14 protein-coding genes are annotated in these 17,132 nt (G+C 40.4%); 8 read left to right on the plus strand and 6 right to left on the minus strand.

Going from position 1 to position 17,132, the window contains the following annotated elements; translation table 11 throughout:
- The first annotated feature begins 83 nt into the window (after window positions 1–83).
- The 3 genes from L1D46_RS08080 to can are packed head-to-tail and all read left to right on the plus strand — an operon-like array spanning window position 84 to window position 2,998.
- A complete protein-coding gene (locus L1D46_RS08080; RefSeq protein WP_178927451.1) occupies window positions 84–1,088 on the plus strand; it encodes an ABC transporter substrate-binding protein in 1,005 nt (334 codons plus the stop codon).
- 50 nt (window positions 1,089–1,138) lie between these two features.
- A complete protein-coding gene (locus L1D46_RS08085) occupies window positions 1,139–2,317 on the plus strand; it encodes a methyltransferase (RefSeq protein ID WP_130049882.1) in 1,179 nt (392 codons plus the stop codon).
- Window positions 2,318–2,335: 18 nt separating this feature from the next.
- Complete coding sequence (can, locus tag L1D46_RS08090; protein WP_130049881.1) at window positions 2,336–2,998, plus strand: carbonate dehydratase; 663 nt, start codon at window positions 2,336–2,338, stop codon at window positions 2,996–2,998.
- A gap of 44 nt (window positions 2,999–3,042) precedes the next feature.
- Here can and L1D46_RS08095 read toward each other — a convergent pair whose 3' ends face one another.
- Window positions 3,043–3,306: an accessory factor UbiK family protein gene (locus L1D46_RS08095; RefSeq protein ID WP_054561163.1), complete on the minus strand. Its 264-nt coding sequence runs from the start codon at window positions 3,304–3,306 to the stop codon at window positions 3,043–3,045.
- Between the two features lie 111 nt (window positions 3,307–3,417).
- Here L1D46_RS08095 and rep point away from each other — a divergent pair, with 111 nt between their 5' ends.
- The gene (gene rep / locus L1D46_RS08100; RefSeq protein ID WP_239977290.1) at window positions 3,418–5,430 is read left to right on the plus strand and encodes a DNA helicase Rep; all 2,013 of its coding nucleotides are present in this window, start codon (window positions 3,418–3,420) and stop codon (window positions 5,428–5,430) included.
- Here the strand turns inward: rep and L1D46_RS08105 are convergent.
- The 3 genes from L1D46_RS08105 to elbB form a co-directional block, all read right to left on the minus strand.
- Complete coding sequence (locus L1D46_RS08105; protein WP_130049879.1) at window positions 5,420–7,984, minus strand: diguanylate cyclase; 2,565 nt, start codon at window positions 7,982–7,984, stop codon at window positions 5,420–5,422. The two genes, rep and L1D46_RS08105, sit on opposite strands and share 11 nt — an antisense overlap.
- A 201-nt stretch (window positions 7,985–8,185) precedes the next feature.
- On the minus strand, window positions 8,186–8,578 hold the full coding sequence (locus L1D46_RS08110) for a cytochrome c5 family protein (RefSeq protein WP_130049878.1): 393 nt from the start codon (window positions 8,576–8,578) through the stop codon (window positions 8,186–8,188).
- Between the two features lie 181 nt (window positions 8,579–8,759).
- Entirely contained in the window at window positions 8,760–9,410 is a 651-nt protein-coding gene (gene elbB / locus L1D46_RS08115; protein WP_130049877.1) for an isoprenoid biosynthesis glyoxalase ElbB, read from the minus strand.
- Window positions 9,411–9,921: 511 nt separating this feature from the next.
- On the opposite strand from elbB, the gene polA reads away from it, so the two are divergent.
- Window positions 9,922–12,657 (plus strand): DNA polymerase I, encoded by a 2,736-nt coding sequence (polA, locus tag L1D46_RS08120; RefSeq protein ID WP_239977292.1) that lies wholly within the window; start codon window positions 9,922–9,924, stop codon window positions 12,655–12,657.
- Window positions 12,658–12,908: 251 nt separating this feature from the next.
- Here the strand turns inward: polA and L1D46_RS08125 are convergent, their stop codons facing one another.
- The gene (locus tag L1D46_RS08125; RefSeq protein ID WP_239977293.1) at window positions 12,909–13,829 is read right to left on the minus strand and encodes a triacylglycerol lipase; all 921 of its coding nucleotides are present in this window, start codon (window positions 13,827–13,829) and stop codon (window positions 12,909–12,911) included.
- 424 nt (window positions 13,830–14,253) lie between these two features.
- Between L1D46_RS08125 and L1D46_RS08130 the strand changes: the two genes are divergently transcribed.
- Both L1D46_RS08130 and L1D46_RS08135 read left to right on the plus strand, forming a co-directional pair.
- On the plus strand, window positions 14,254–14,841 hold the full coding sequence (locus tag L1D46_RS08130) for a YceI family protein (protein WP_130049874.1): 588 nt from the start codon (window positions 14,254–14,256) through the stop codon (window positions 14,839–14,841).
- Entirely contained in the window at window positions 14,841–15,359 is a 519-nt protein-coding gene (locus L1D46_RS08135) for a DUF1285 domain-containing protein (protein ID WP_130049873.1), read from the plus strand. The genes L1D46_RS08130 and L1D46_RS08135 overlap by 1 nt, the downstream gene beginning before the upstream one ends.
- Window positions 15,360–15,363: 4 nt before the next feature.
- Here L1D46_RS08135 and yihA read toward each other — a convergent pair whose 3' ends face one another.
- Window positions 15,364–16,011 carry a ribosome biogenesis GTP-binding protein YihA/YsxC gene (yihA, locus tag L1D46_RS08140; protein ID WP_130049872.1) on the minus strand — a complete coding sequence of 216 codons (648 nt, stop codon included), beginning with the start codon at window positions 16,009–16,011 and terminating at the stop codon, window positions 15,364–15,366.
- Between the two features lie 283 nt (window positions 16,012–16,294).
- On the opposite strand from yihA, the gene L1D46_RS08145 reads away from it, so the two are divergent.
- Window positions 16,295–16,927: a c-type cytochrome gene (locus L1D46_RS08145; protein WP_054561153.1), complete on the plus strand. Its 633-nt coding sequence runs from the start codon at window positions 16,295–16,297 to the stop codon at window positions 16,925–16,927.
- Window positions 16,928–17,132: the final 205 nt, after the last annotated feature.

The following is a 17,132-nucleotide window of genomic DNA, read 5'->3' on the forward strand; positions in this document are numbered from 1 at the left end:
ATTTTTCCTATAGTTAATGCACGGTTCTCGAGCAAGGATGATGCGTGCAAGGTATAAAAAGCCTACTAGGGTTAATCTGTTTAATGCTCTCTATGAGCGCACTGTGCGCTGATAAAGTTAGCTTACAATTAAAATGGACTCACCAGTATCAATTTGCAGGCTATTATATGGCTGCAGAAAAAGGCTTTTATAAGGAAGCGGGCCTTGATGTCTCTATTATACCTGCCGATCCAAACCACCCAGATACCTTTCCTAAAGTGTTAAGCGGCAAAGCTGACTTTGCTATTACTCACTCAGGCATATTACAAAAGCGCCAGCAAGGCGCACCGGTTGTTGCCCTTGGGGCAATATTGCAGTTTTCGCCTTATTGCTGGATGGTAAAAAATAACTCAGATATTTTTCAGCCTAGAGACTTTGCTGGTAAAAAGCTAAGTAAAATCGGTTCAATAGAAAATGCTGAGTTACTGGTGATGTTACAGCGTGCAGGATTGAGCCTAGAAAGCTTGATGGCAGCTAGCCATGAAGGAGGCGTTAAAGAGTGGCTTGCCGGTGATATAGATGCGGTACAAGTTTATGTCACTAATGAGCCTTACACGATGACATTGCAAGGAGTAGGTCACCGACTCATTTGCCCGCAAAAGTTTGGTTTGAATGTGTATGGCGATATTTTATATACCTCTGAGCAATTTTTAGCGAAAAAGCCAGAGGTTGTTGAGCGCTTTTATCGTGCCAGCTTAAAAGGTTGGCGTTATGCCTTATTACACTTAGAAGAAAGCATCGATGTAACCAAGCAGCACTATGCTACCCAGAAAAGCGTACAAGAGCTGGCCTATGAAGCGCATGTTTTAAAAAGCTACATCCAACCTCCAGGAATTAATCTAGGTAATATGTCGATGGCAAAGTGGCGCTTGATTGCAGATTTATATGGCTTAGATCAGGATGAGTTTGATCAGGCTTTTGAAGGCTTTATGTATGATCAACAGCAAACAGAAGGGTTTGAGCTATCTTGGATGCTGATCCTTGCAATCATTTTAAGTATTGCATGTGTGCCATTGTACATTCGCTTGATCAGCAGTAACCGACGTTAAATAAGATAAAAACTGTTATACTGCTTTTTATTTCTTGTCGCTAAGTAGTTATGACACTTGCCGAGCACTTTGCTGCCTTAGATGCACTGCTATTTTCAACCCGCCAATACTGGCAATGTACCGCATTTGATTTTGATGATCTTCCTTGGCCTGAATTAGCCCACTTATTATGGGCGCTGGATGACCAACAAGTGAGTGAACTAGATGCCGATCAGCAAGCTTTATATCGTTATTTTGCTGATGAAATTGAAAACATTGAACAGCTGGCTGAGTTGTGTGAGTTACCTGCTATCAATTTGGCTCGTAATGAGTTTCCGTTTTGGATAAGTAATGGCATTAAAGGCCGTAAATTTGAGCAATTACAAGACTTTGTTGCAGCTGTTAGTCAGCAGTCATTTAACCAGCCCGTTTTAGAATGGTGCGCAGGTAAGGGGCATTTAGGTCGTATGTTGGCATTTAATGGAGCGCCAAGTGTACATAGCATTGAGCTACAACAACACTTGTGTGATCAAGGTCAGCACAGTGCTAAGCAACAGCAATTGGCAATGCAATTTTCACAAGCTGATGTATTAACCGACGACACCGATGGTTTTTTTGAGCGCCAGCAGCATGCAGTTGCTTTACATGCCTGTGGTCGTTTGCATCAAACATTTATGCAGCAAGCGAGCAAAGCGAAAACCCAGCAAATCAGCTTTTCACCATGTTGTTATCATTTATTCACAGATAACGCCTATCAAGCAATGAGCGAGCCTGCAAAACAAAGCCAGCTTGCGCTTACTCATCGTGATTTAAAACTAGCGCTGCAAGAAACTGTGACCGCACCAAGCCGAGTTGATAAGGTAAGAAAAACAGAAGTTGAATGGCGACTTGGATTTGATGCATTACGTAAATCACTCACTGGTGAAATGCACTATGTAAGTGTGCCATCAGTGAACAAAGCTATTTTTTCTGATTCTTTTGGTTCATTTTGTTTATGGGCTGCTGAGAAAAAATCATTATCACTGCCTGAAGGTATTGATTACAATAAGTTTTTAACTATAGGTAAAAAACGCAAAAGGGTTACTGAGCGAGTTGAACTCGTCCGACATGTATTCAGAAGGGCAATTGAAGTTTGGCTCGTGCTCGATCGTGCTTTATATTTGCAACAACAAGGTTATCAAGTAACAGTTAGTACGTTTTGTGAAAAGCAGCTGACACCAAGGAATATCTTGATCCAAGCTAATTATTAAATACCGTAAAGAGGCGCAATGAGAAAGTTAAAAAATTTATTCGAAAATAATAGACGTTGGGCTGCGCGTACGAGTGAAAGTGATCCTGAGTTTTTTAAAATTCTATCAATGCAGCAAAATCCAGAGTACCTGTGGATCGGTTGTTCTGATTCACGTGTACCTGCAAATGAAATAGTAGACTTGCTACCTGGAGAGTTATTTGTTCATCGAAACGTAGCAAATGTCGTTGTTCATACCGATCATAACTGTCTTTCGGTGATGCAATATGCCGTTGAAGTACTTAAAGTGAAGCACATAATGGTCGTTGGCCACTATGGTTGTGGTGGTGTACAGGCGGTATTGAACGGAGCGAGTTTTGGTTTAATTGATAACTGGCTTCGTCATGTAGGTGATGTAAAAGAAAAACACATTGAACAACTCAACTCATTACCAGAACAAGAGCGTTTAAATAGCCTGATAGAACTCAACGTTATTGAACAAGTACGTAATGTTTGCCGTACTAATATCGTCCAAGATGCCTGGGCAAAAGGTCAAGATTTAACAATCCATGGTTGGGTTTATGGTTTAGCCAATGGCCACCTTAATGATTTAGAGTCGGTAGTAACTTGTGCTGAAGAAGCCAGTGATACATACGGAATTGCGGTTAAGCGTGTTTTCGAACGCGTTGCCGAAAAAAGTTAATACCGAATATGGTAGAAAAAAGGAGAGCTAATTAGCTCTCTTTTTTATTGTTCGTCTTGTTTGCTAGCAAGTTGCTGCTCAAGTAAAGCAACTTTCTCTTCAAGCTCAGTGAGTTTCTCACGAGTACGAATAAGTACTTGGCTTTGAATATCAAACTCATCACGGCTTACAAAGTCCATCTCAGCAAGTTTGTTTTGAATAGCTTGCTTAGTCTTGCCTTCGACTGTTTCGGCAAGGTTTTTCACGCCTTGTGGCATGTTATCAGTGATTTGCTTAGCGATTTCTTCAAGTTTTGCTGGGTTAATCATCTTCGTCCCTTGAGTCACGTAAAAAAACAATCTTACCTTATTGGCTAGGCGTAGTGTAGTGATTACGGTAAAATTGCCCGTCCTATCTTTGGATAATTTCTTTAGGGGCTTATGAAACTCAACCCAAAACAAGATGAAGCGGTAAAATATATCAGTGGACCGTGTCTGGTATTAGCCGGTGCGGGTTCAGGTAAAACGCGTGTTATTACTAATAAAATTGCTTACTTGGTGCAAAAGTGTGAGTACCAAGCACGTAATATTGCCGCAGTTACATTCACCAATAAAGCTGCAAAAGAAATGCGTGAGCGTGTAACGCAAACACTGGGCAAGCAAGAGTCGAAAGGCTTATGGGTTTCAACGTTTCATACGCTTGGGCTTGAGATTATCAAAAAAGAGTTAACTACTTTAGGTTTTAAACCTGGTTTTTCGTTGTTTGATGACCAAGATACCAACCAGTTATTAGCTGAGCTGACTGAAGAAGAGCTTAAAAAGGACAAAGATTTACTTAACCTGCTGAAGATGCAAATAGGTAGTTGGAAGAACGAATTGATTCTACCTGAGCGTGCTGTTCGCGAAGCCCGTGAGCCGCAAAAAGCGTTATTTGCTCAGTTATATGCTCGTTATCAAAATCAACTGCGCGCCTATAATGCCCTTGATTTTGATGATTTGATCATGATCCCAACTTTATTGCTTAGTCAAAATGTCACGGCACGTGAGCGCTGGCAACAGCGTTTTCGTTACTTGCTGGTGGATGAGTATCAAGATACGAATACTAGTCAGTATCAGCTAGTTAAGCTATTAGTGGGTGAACGAGCCCGGTTTACCGTGGTAGGCGATGATGATCAATCTATCTACTCATGGCGTGGTGCAAAGCCACAAAATCTGGTGCTATTGAGTAAAGATTTTCCGGGCTTACGTTTAATTAAGCTAGAACAAAACTACCGAAGTGCTGGACGAATTCTTAAAGCTGCAAATATTCTGATTGCTAATAACCCGCATGAGTTTGATAAAAAGCTATTCAGTGAACTTGGTTATGGTGAGCCCATTAAAGTAATTGGTTGCCGAGATGAAGAGCATGAATCTGAGCGAGTGGTTGCAGAGATCATTTCTCATAAATTCATGAAGCGCACTAGTTATAAAGATTATGCGATTTTATACCGTGGTAACCACCAAGCGCGAGTGTTTGAAAAAGCACTCATGAGTAACCGTATTCCTTATAAAATCAGCGGCGGTATGTCGTTTTTCTCTCGCTCAGAAATCAAAGATATCATGGCGTACTTGCGCTTATTGGTGAATCAAGACGACGACAACGCATTTTTACGTATTGTTAATACGCCACGTCGTGAGATTGGTACTGTCACACTGGAAAAGCTAGGTACCCTTGCTAATGAAAAGCATATCAGCTTATTTGCTGCATGCTTTGAGCCTGAGCTTGCGCACCGATTAAAAGGGCGTGGCTTTAATGCCTTAGCTAGCTTTGCCCGTTGGGTAGTTGAGCTATCTGATAATGCAGTTCGGGGTGATACCCTTGAAGCAGTAAAAGAACTAGTTAGACAAATTAATTACGAAGCTTATCTATATGAGTCATCACCGAGTGCAAAAGCTGCTGAAATGCGCATGAAAAACGTCTCAGAGCTATATCGTTGGATCACCGATATGCTGACAGGTGATGCAGATAACCCACCGCTGAACCTTGCTGAGGTGGTTAGTAAACTGACCTTGCGCGATATGCTTGAGCGTAACGAAGAAGAGGACGAATCTGATGCCGTGCAATTACTCACATTACATGCTTCAAAAGGCTTAGAGTATCCGTATGTGTTCATGGTTGGCATGGAAGAGGGCTTATTACCGCACCAAGTAAGTATTGATGAAGATAACGTTGAAGAAGAGCGTCGTCTTGCCTATGTAGGAATTACACGCGCCCAGCAAGAGCTAGTAATGACCTATGCTAAAATACGTCGTCAGTTTGGTGAAACCTCAGACACAGAGCTAAGTCGCTTTGTGCAGGAGTTACCACAAGATGACTTAGCCTTTGAAGCGAAGAAGCCACCTTCCTCACAAGCTGAGCGTATGGAGAAAGGCCAGGCACGAGTGGCTAATCTAAGAGCGATGCTTAAGAAGTAATGAATTGTGCGCTAGGTGCTTCGTGCTCGAAGGGAGCCAGCGCATGCTGTTTACCAATAAACAGCGATAATCCGTGCTTATCTAGCAAAGTGCGGTAGTTAAAAATCGACGGACCTTTAGCTATTACTTGGATATTTTGCAGCTTAGTGATAGCTAAAACACCTTGTAGTTGCAAATGATAATTCTCTTGCTGTAGAACACGCTTACTGAATGTTGAACTCAACAATAAGTAATCGAACTGGAACTCAGTTAATAAGTTTAACTCACAGCGATCTTTAGCAAATTCATTTAAACCAATCGAAAACCCTTGTGCGACCAAGCTTTTTAAGTTTTCAATTTGTATCGCTGAAGCGTAACGAATTTCTTGTTCGTTGAACAATAAACACATTCTATTTGAATCGTGTGCGTTTAATAACTTACACAGTGCCTGAAAGTTAATACGCTCTAAAACTAATCCAGAACAAGAAAACAGTACTTTTTCGAGTTGGCTGTTACTTGCTAGGGAAAAGGCTTGTTTTAGTAGATTAAGCTCAACTTCAAAGTGCTGAACACGATCGGTCGCAAATTTTTTGAGGACTTCAAAGCTAGTGCTACCAAGCACAGGGTGCTCACCAAATGCTTCTAGTAAAGACTCAGCGTGAGTTTTTTCATCCAAGGTAATGATTTCTGCACATCTAAAGTGCATAGGCAAATCATCTAGGTGATGCATATTCTCTACATCATGCTGTACATTACTGGCATTAAGCAGTGGATGAAAACACTCAAAGCGATTTCGGCCTGCATTTTTGGCGTAATACATCGCGGCATCCGCATCGCGAATAATTTCATCAGTGTGTTTGTAGCTTGGTTTTGAGTAGGTGATACCAATACTGGCACCACTTTGAATACATTGACCTTTCATACAGAAAGGTTTTTTCATAATTTCGATGATACGTTTTGCAACATCTTGGGCTTGCTGTTGTTCAGTTAAGTGAGTTAGCAATACCACAAATTCATCACCACCTAAGCGTGCGAGTAGATCATGCTCACGAATACAATGCGAGAAAGACTCTGCAACACCAATTAAAAATTGGTCACCTGCCTGATGACCAAGGTGATCGTTTATATCTTTAAATTTATCAAGGTCAATAAATAGCACCGCAAATTGCTGCTCTGGGTAGCGCTGGTAATGCTGCAATGTTTTTTCAAGCTGAGTTAAGAACAAACTGCGATTAGGTAAACTAGTTAATGAGTCGTGGTGTGCATCGTGATACAACTGTTGTTCTATTTTTTTTCGCTCTTCAATTTGCATTTGCAGGTGCATATTAGCTTGGCGAAGCTCTTTAGTTTTTTCAGTGACTCGATGTTCCAATTTTTGGTGACTGAGCTTTAACTCTTGGTTGGCTAGATGAGTTTGGATAACGTTCGCAATTTGATGTGATACAAACGTAATTAGCTCACAATCATCCTGACTAAACTCATGTTTATTATTATAAGCTTGGCAAACAATGAGACCTATAACACCTTGCGAAGTTTTGAGCGGAGCACCTAACCAACTAGTCGCTGTGCGCTCTGATGGAACATTAACGGGCCTCTCTACAACGCCAAGTTTGATGAGCTCTTTTGCTCTTTCACTGTCAATGACTTGGCACTTTTCAGTGCTGAGAACCAGTTCACTGTAGCCTTTAGCAAATGGTCGTGGTTTGCCATTATCGTTAAACTCATCGACGCAATAAGGAAAACTCAACCAATGAGATTGTTGGTCATACAATGCGATGTATAAGTTATCTGCATAGGTAATATTTTTGATAATGCTATGAACATGCTGATATACATCGTCAAGGTTTTTACTTTGCGTTGCCAGCTCTGATATTTTGAATAGCAGTTGTTGGCGTTCGAGAGCATTTTTGCGCTGTTGAATTTCGTCGTTAAGTGCTTGGTTACTTTGAGTTAATGCACGGGTTCGAATTTTAACTTCAGACTCTAGTAGTTCACGCTTTTTCACTCGTTCAATTGCTGTTGCTAAGTACAGTGACATAGCTTCTAGCAATTCAATTTGTTGCTCTGAATAGCATTGGTTTATGTCGTAGCTTTGCGCAACCATTACGCCAATAATGACTTTTTCACGGTAGACGGGTACGCCCACCCAGTGCTCTGCAGGTGTACCAAAACATTTAAGTAAGCCTTGTTCAACAGCTTGCTCAGTCTGTTGTTTGGTAAAGTAGCTGGTTTTACCTTGCTTGAATACGTAACCCGTTAAGCCTTCTTTGAAGTACTGCTCATACTTTAATGGTACAGAAAGACCATCTTTTTCATCAGCGAAATAAGACAACTCAAGAGTATCGTAAACCGGGTTATGCAATACAACGAAAAAGTTTTTACTTGGAATATAGTCTTGTAAAATATTATGAATAGCGGGATAGAGCAGGGTTAATTCGGCAACAGTACTTGCTTGCTCTGATAATTGTAAAAGAGCATTTTGCAAGTGATGTGATTGCTTATACTTTTGTAAAAGCGATTTTAAGCGAGCATTCTTACGGGCTAGCTTATCAATGTGTGTTGCTGAATCTTCCAATGATTTAGAACCAGAACTTATTGTTGTTTAAATTTCGTCCTATATAGTTCCACTTTTTTATTAGATCGTCAAGTAACAGATGTTAACAAAATGGTAATTTATTATGGGTCTGAATTGGCTACAGAGCTAGCTTAGCGCTTTAAAATAGACATAAAAAAAGGGCCTAATAAAATTAAGCCCTTAGTATTAGTTTTAAAACTATTATTTGCTAGTCATGAAATCGATAGCAGCGCTGATTTCATCTTCAGAACAATCCATACACGTACCTTTAGGAGGCATTGCGTTGAAACCGTTAAGCGCGTGATCTAAAAGTGTATCTTTACCTTTAGCGATACGAGGAGCCCAATCATCAGCTGATTTAGGAGCACCTAGTGCGCCAGTACCATGACAAGCAAAACAAGCTGCTTGGTAAACTTGCTCACCAGAACGAGGACCTGTAGGCTCAGCAGCGGCCGCAGCTTTATCACCTTCTAGATATACAGAACCAATTGGCGCTAGACGCTTTTTAATTGCATCTTCAGTCAAAGAGTTGTCATACGCTTGTGCATATGCCGTTGTTGCTAGCAGTAATAATGCAGCTGATAGTTTTTTCATTTTGCCTTGCTCACTTCGATTTGAACGTGATCAATCACGATATCTGACGGAAATTAGAACGATTATAACGCTAAGCCACAATTTATAAAATGATCTAAAAGGCTTTTTCTATAGAAAAACCTTCATTTTTTGCGTTAGCGCAAGAAAAGCCTGCATTAGATGCTGGCTATTTGCCCGATTATTAAGCGAGTTCTAATACTTTTTTTACTAATTTTTCGATACCTGCGTCAGCATCTAAAATGCTTTGTGCCAACATATAAGCAGGGGTTGTGACCACTTTATGCTGCTGATCAACAACGATCTCATTAACTGCACAGTTCTGATGTGCACCGCCAAGCTGCTCGATAGCTGCTGCTGTATCAGCGTCGTTACCAATGGTGGTTTTGACACCCTTGCCATATATAAGTGGAAGCATCGCAGGGGCAATGCAAATATACCCAGCCGCTTTATTGGCCTCGACAAAGGCTTTCGCTGTTGTAAGTACATCACTTTGAACTTGGGCATCTACGCCCTTGACTGCAAAATCTGATAAGTTTTTCGCGGCACCAAAACCACCTGGTACAATCAAAGCGTCGAATTCATTTACATTTAGCTCTGTAAGGGCTTTAATTTCACCACGTGCAATGCGAGCAGCTTCAACTAACACATTACGGTTAGGTGCCATTTCTTCACCTGTTAGGTGATTAATGGTATGCATTTGTTCAATATCAGGTGCGAAGCACTCATAGCTCGCGCCTGCTTTGGCTATATGTAATAAAGTTAATACTGACTCATTGATCTCTGCGCCGTCGTAAACGCCGCAACCTGCTAAAATAACTGCCACTTTTTTCATTTTTGAACTCTCCTTAATGCGATTAGCTTTAGTTTAACAAGGATACGAGTCAGCCGACAAAATAAAAAATTTTTGTAGCTCGATAACTCGCAAAGCGTTATGAATAGCTGTTTATGCCTTTTTATAAATTACTAACGAAAAAAAAAGTATAAAGGATCGCTATGATCTTTGATCCATTATGCTAGAATACTCCCCCGGTTATGAAAAGGGATGTTAATTCGGTATCGAATAAGCAAAAGGTTATCGCTACTAAAACCGTTTTCCACATCGGACTAAAATAATAAAAAAAGAACGTCGTAATATCTTTTTTAAATCAAAACATGAACTTACTAAAATTTCCTAAATGTTTTTTCATTTTGGGAGAATTCACTCTGTCTGTTATCTACAAAGTTATCCACAGCTTGCTCTTTAATAAACCTCTATTGGTTAATAATTCACAGTCGTTTTCTTGATGGCCTTATGGCATGCTTACAAACAATTTAATGTTATTCAATTAGGATCCAATTTCACCATGGCTCAGATCCCTGAAAATCCACTTATTCTTGTTGATGGTTCTTCTTATTTATTCCGTGCATATCATTCGCCACCACACCTTACTAACTCAAAAGGTGAAGCGACAGGCGCAATCTATGGCGTAGTTAATATGCTTAAGAGTTTGATCAAGCAATATGATCCATCACACATGGTGGTGGTATTTGATGCCAAAGGTAAAACCTTCAGAAATGACATGTATAGCGAATATAAAGCTAATCGCCCACCAATGCCGGATGACTTACGCACTCAGATCGCACCACTGCATAACATTATTAAAGCAATGGGTTTTCCGCTTATTAGTATTGAAGGTGTTGAGGCTGATGATGTCATTGGTACGTTTGCGCGTATTGCTTCAGAGCAGCAACGTCATGTACTGATCTCTACCGGCGATAAAGATATGGCGCAGCTTGTTAATGAGCATGTCACGCTGATCAATACCATGACTGATAGCATTTCAGATCCAGACACTGTGGTTGAGAAGTTTGGTGTTGGCCCTGAGCTGATCATTGATTATCTTGCCTTAATGGGCGACAAAGTTGATAACATTCCAGGTGTTGATGGCTGTGGTCCAAAAACAGCGGTGAAATGGCTGCAAAAATATGGATCATTGCAAGGTGTAATTGATCATGCTGGTGAAATTAAAGGCAAAATTGGTGAAAAGCTTGCTGCAGCACTTGATCATCTGCCACTTAGCTATGAATTAGCAACAATTAAGTGTGATGTTGACGTTGAGTCGGATCTAGAAAGCTTTAAGCTGCAAGAACCTAATCGTGACGAACTTATCGCACTCTATGGTGAGTGTGAGTTCCGCCGCTGGTTAGCTGAACTACTTGAGAACCCTAAAGATGCTGACACTCATTTAGATGTACCAACAGAAGCTAACGAATTACCAAAAGTTGCTGATGCGCATTATGAAACAATTTTAACTGAAGAACAGCTTGATACCTTAGTGACGCAGTTAAATGATGCCGAACTTTTTGCTTTTGATACTGAAACAACCAGCCTCGATTATATGCAAGCGCAATTGGTCGGTATGAGCTTTGCAATTAAAGCAGGAGAAGCGGCGTATTTACCGGTAGCACATGATTATCCAGGTGCGCCAGATCAATTAAGTTTAGAAACTGTAATGGCAAAAATTGGCCCAATCTTAGCTGACGAAAACAAAGCGAAAGTTGGACAAAACTTAAAATACGATAAAAGTGTGTTAGCGAATGCTGGCTACGAGCTAAAAGGCATTAAGTATGACACTATGCTGGAGTCGTATGTATTTAATAGTGTAGGTAGCCGTCATGATATGGACTCACTGGCACTTAAATACTTAGGCCACAAAAATATTAGCTTCGAAGATATCGCTGGCAAAGGTAAAAAGCAGTTAACATTTAACCAAATTGAGCTTGAAAAAGCGGCACCGTATGCCGCTGAAGATGCAGATATAACACTTCGTCTTCACCAAGTTTTATGGCCAAAAATTGATGCAGATAATCAGCTAAAGTCGGTATTTGAAGACATAGAATTACCTCTCGTTTCTGTGCTTTCTGATATTGAACGTACAGGTGTTGCAATTGATAGCAACATGCTGGCAGCTCATAGCCAACGTTTGGGTGAACGCTTATTAGAACTTGAGCAAGAAGCCTATGATATTGCAGGTGAAAAATTTAACTTAGGCTCGCCTAAGCAGCTACAAGCGATTTTGTTTGAAAAGTTAGAGCTTCCTGTTATCAAGAAAACACCAAAGGGTGCACCTTCAACTGCAGAAGAAGTGCTGCAAGAATTAGCTCATGATTACCCATTACCTAAGGTGATTATTGAGCATCGTGGTTTGTCAAAACTGAAATCAACGTACACAGATAAACTACCGCTAATGGTTAATGAGCGCACTAAGCGAGTGCATACTTCTTATCATCAAGCAGTAACAGCAACAGGGCGTTTAAGCTCAACTGATCCTAACTTACAGAATATTCCAATTCGTTCAGAAGAGGGACGTCGTATTCGTGAAGCCTTTATTGCTGCTCCTAGCCATAAAATTGTGGCGGCCGACTACAGCCAAATTGAATTACGTATCATGGCGCATTTATCACAAGATAAAGGCCTACTCACTGCATTTGCAAATGGCTTAGATGTTCATAGTGCAACAGCAGCAGAAGTTTTCGGGGTAAGTCTTGAAGAGGTTACCAGCGATATGCGCCGTAAAGCAAAAGCGGTTAACTTTGGCTTAATTTATGGCATGTCGGCATTTGGTTTATCACGTCAATTAGATGTGCCACGCCATGAAGCACAACATTATATTGATAAATATTTTGAGCGTTTCCCAGGCGTACTTGAGTACATGGAAACAACTCGTGAAAAAGCAGCTGAGAAAGGCTATGTAGAGACGATTTTTGGTCGTCGCTTACATTTACCAGAAATCAATGCACGTAACGGTGCTCGTCGTAAAGCTGCAGAACGTGCTGCTATCAATGCACCTATGCAGGGCACGGCCGCAGATATTATCAAAAAAGCGATGCTTAAAGTTCATCAATGGGTGAATGCACAAGCTGAAGGTTCAGTGAAGCTTCTAATGCAAGTGCACGATGAATTAGTTTTTGAAATTAAAGAAGAGTGTGTTGATGAGTATAAAGCTGAAATATGTAAGTTAATGTCAGAAGCTGCTACTCTCGATGTGCCATTGATTGTTGAAGCCGACAGTGGTGACAACTGGCAGCAAGCTCACTAATAGTCGTAATAAATGAGAGCTGTCAGCTATCAGCCGTCAGCTTTCAGACTAAAAGTTAGCGATTTGCTTGACCGTTATATCGCCTTTTATCTCGAATCTAGCTTCCAATGTAAGGGTCGCGGCATAAAGCCGCTGCTACAGGTAGGCGTGAAACTTGTTTCGCGCGTCTGACCGCTGAAGGCTGATCGCTTCTATATAGAACATCGCTTCGAGCGACCCTACTTAACCAAAAATAAATCATTACTCGTTAACTATAACCCCAACTCCCGCAATCTCTTTACGTGTTGACGATAAAGCTCAATAGGGTCAACTTCACGAAAATTGTGTAAACCAATAAACTGATTAATCTCATCTAAGTGGTTCATTTCATAATTATCTTTAATTACATAGCCTAAATGACTACTACAGCGTGATATAAGGCCATCATCTTTTCCTAAAATGAGTAATGAGCCAAGTAGCATGGGCAAATCAGTTAGATCCAGTATATTAGTGAGTGCTGCTGTACCACTCCACGAAAAATAGTACACACCATTTTCGGCAACTATCTGACCTTGCTCGCATTTATTTACCGGTAAGCCTTCAGGGTATTTTTGATTAAATGTGTTCGCACCCTGAGTACTTAAGCTATTTAATGCACCAAGTGTGTTTTGTGGTAATTCACTGTTACCTGATAGTAGTGAAATAACACCACCAAGCGCATCAAATATTAACTGGGCTGCATGTTGTGCTTGAGAGTTTGCTGGCAGTTTTTGATTAATAAGATCAATAATTTCACTACCATAATTTGCCCCTCCGATACTGGTTACGGAGGCAATAAGATCAGGTCTAGTTGATGCAACGTAGCGCACAGTTTGCGCTCCTTGACTGTGGCCAATCAAGTTTACTTTTTTGGCACCTGTCAATGCTAAAATTGTTTCGACTTGAGTGAGTAATTGTTCGCCTCGTATCTCAGAGCTATTTATAGCAGAGACCGCTGGTGTGAACACCAAGGTACCATCTTGGTTGAGACTGGTTGCAATATTATAAAAATAATCGAGGCCGAGTAAATTATCAAAACCCATTAGCCCGTGAACTAAAACAACAGGATATTGTGTCGTTGTTTTTTTTGCATGACAGCAAGGATTCATGAAAAAAAGTAAGGTAACAAATAAAAATAAGGGGATTTTCTTCATACCTTTTACTCTTCTACTGCAATTTTTATCACTAACAAGCCTTAAAAAAGTCTGATTTTAGCGTGCTTTAAATTCACTTTACCCTAAATTACGGCTCGCTGTAATGTTAATTTAAGGTAAACAAGAAAAGATGGTTTTAGTGTTTCGTTATATCTTTATCAATTTGTGTTGTTTCTGCGGTTGTGCAATTTATTTTTAATCTGGTATTTGCTAAAGTCCGCGCCGTCCTCATCCTGTAGGACATCCTGTTGATGATGCATCTGAAAGGATGCAACGTATTGATAGCTTCTCCCCAGTTTGCTATAACGACTCACTCCTTGTTGAGTGAGTCGCTTTTTCTTTCTCTTATCATACAATTCATTGCACAAATCAACGCAAGTGATACCATCAAAGTGATTCTTATTTACTTTCGAAGGAATGCGTTATGTTTAAATCTATGGCAATTGCTGCCTTTTCATTATCGAGTATTTTAGTTGCCCCTTTAGCCAGCGCAAACTGGCAAGTTAATAATGAGCAAAGCAACGTGAGCTTTGTGTCTATCAAAAAGAACTCAGTTGCAGAAGCGCATCATTTCAAAAAAGTATCTGGAACACTAGATGAGCAAGGTCAATTTAAGTTGATGATCGACCTGGCATCGGTTGAAACACTGATCCCTATCCGCAATGAGCGCATGACTAAGCTGTTATTTGAAACGGCTAAATTTCCTAATGCTGTGTTAACTGCTGATTTAAGCAAAACATTGTTAAAACTTGAGCCTGGCCAACATGTACTTAAAGGTTTAAAGGCTGAGTTAGACTTTCATGGCAATAAAAAAGACCTAACAATTGATGTGCTTGCTAATATGTCACCGAAAGGCGATGTAACCGTATCATCTTTTACACCCGTTATTATTAATGCGAGTGATTTCAAAGTAACAGAAGGTATTAGCGAACTGCAAAAGCTTGCAGGTCTACCATCTATTGCAACAGCTATACCTGTGACATTCTCTTTGACGCTTGATAAAGATAAATAATGCAATCACTTGCCGAATTAGAAGCCGCTCTTCAGGCTCCCGATAAACCCTTTGATCAATGGCAGCCACAAAATTGTGGGCAATTGCCAATGACGATTGATGCGCAAGGGCGGTGGTTTTATGCCGGCAGTGAAATAAAACGCGAGGCAATGGTTAAGCTCTTTGCCTCAGTTCTTTGCAAAGAAGTTGATACTTATTTTTTAAAAACGCCGGTCGAGAAAATGGCCATTACAGTCGATGATGTGCCTTTTGTTATTATTGATTGGCGTTTTGAAGACACAGAGCAAGGTCCTGCGCTTTGTTGTGTCGATAATTTGCAGCGTGCATGGCTCGTATCAGCAAAGCAACCATTGGTATTACGTGAATTTGAAGGTGTCAGCGTGCCTTATGTACAATTAGTACATGGCTTGGCTGCGCGGGTATCGAGAAATGTGTATTATCAGTGGGCTGAAATAGCCTGCTCAGATGAGCAGGGCTATTATTTAGAATCATTAGCCAAGCGTTATTACTTAGCCTAAGTGTTTAAGCTTCTGGTTGTTCGTCAGACTCAGGAGCTTCAACTTCAATGGGTCCTAAAAACCACTCATCTAGCTTTTTAGCAACTTCAGGTAAGCCTGTGCCTTTTAATGAAGAGAAGGCATGAACTGTAATATCACCATCTAAGCTACTTAACTCACGGCGAACTTGTAAAACTTGCGCTTTACGTGCGCCTTGTTTGAGTTTGTCGGCTTTAGTTAATAGTGCCAGCACTGGAATTTCACTACCAACGGCCCAGTCGATTAAGTCACGGTCTAAATCTTTTAACGGATGGCGAATATCCATTAAAACAACGATACCTTTTAAGCTTTGACGCTTTTGTAAGTATTCACCTAGCGACTTTTGCCATTTTTTCTTCATTTCGATAGGTACTTTAGCGAAACCGTAACCCGGTAAGTCGATAAGGCGTTTATCGGCATCAAGTTCAAAGGTATTGATCAGCTGAGTACGACCTGGTGTTTTAGAAGTTCGAGCTAACTTTTGATCAGTCAAAGTGTTTAGAGCACTTGATTTACCAGCATTAGAGCGACCAGCAAACGCGACTTCAATCCCCGTATCAGCAGGTAAGCGTGAGATATCAGGTGCGCTGGTAACAAAGGACGCAGTGTTGTATTTGATACGAGATTTGAGCACAGGCTCTCCTAGTCTTTTATAAAAAATAACAAGCAGTGGCTAATTTCCACTTAAGGCACGTATTTTATACTATTAAAGCAGCATTCAAAAGCGTATTTAAGCGTGCTAAATTGGCTTTAAATTAGGAAAATTACTAAGTAGAAACTTAATCTAAGTCAAATCCCTATAAATTATGAGCTTAATGTGGGCAGAAAACGTGCCAGAGAATTTATTATCGTGTAGAATATAGAAATCACAACATCCATATTGTAGATGATACAGGGTCGGAAACAGAGAATTCACCATGAAAAAAATAGCACTATCTTTAACTATATTGCTTGGTACGTTGTCAGCAAGCAACGCAACAGCATTTGATGGCGATGTAAACGCAGGTAAAGAGAAATCGGCAACGTGTGCGGCTTGTCACGGCCCAGACGGTAATGCACCGGTTAATATCTACCCTAAAATTGCAGGCCAACACGCAGATTATATCTATAAACAATTACAAGAGTTTAAATTAGGTATGACATCTGGAGGCAAAGAAGGTCGTATGGATCCAGTAATGAGTGGTATGGCTATGCCGCTTAGCGATCAAGACATGAAAGACCTAGCTGCTTACTTCTCTTCTTTAAATATGTCTGAAGGTACAACACCTAAAGATGTAGTGGAAGTGGGTCAACAGCTTTATAAAGCCGGTGATGCTGAGCGCGGTATTCCAGCATGTGCTGCTTGTCACGGTCCACGTGGTAACGGTACATCACTAGCAAAATTTCCGAAAGTTTCGTTCCAACATCCAGAATACATCAAGTCACAACTTGAAAAGTTCCGTGATGGTACGCGTAATAACGACTTAAACGGTATGATGCAAGATATCGCTAAAAAGCTAACAGATAAAGACATCGAAGTACTTTCAAAATACTTAGGTGGCTTACACTAAAGTCTGATTGCGGATAGAAATACTCCGTATTAATATGTGATTAGTGTGAAAAAAGCAGCGCAAGCTGCTTTTTTTGTATTTAACACATGTCGAAATCTCCTACTCTCGTGTGAGACATTGTCCATAGTGAGCTGTAAGCTAAATCCTATTTTTATTTCTATTTTTAGCATAACTCTTTGTTATTAAATGGATTGAACTTGTTGCA

Source organism: Pseudoalteromonas sp. Isolate3 (genome assembly GCF_022398505.1).
In the GTDB taxonomy this organism is placed as follows: domain Bacteria; phylum Pseudomonadota; class Gammaproteobacteria; order Enterobacterales; family Alteromonadaceae; genus Pseudoalteromonas; species Pseudoalteromonas apostichopi.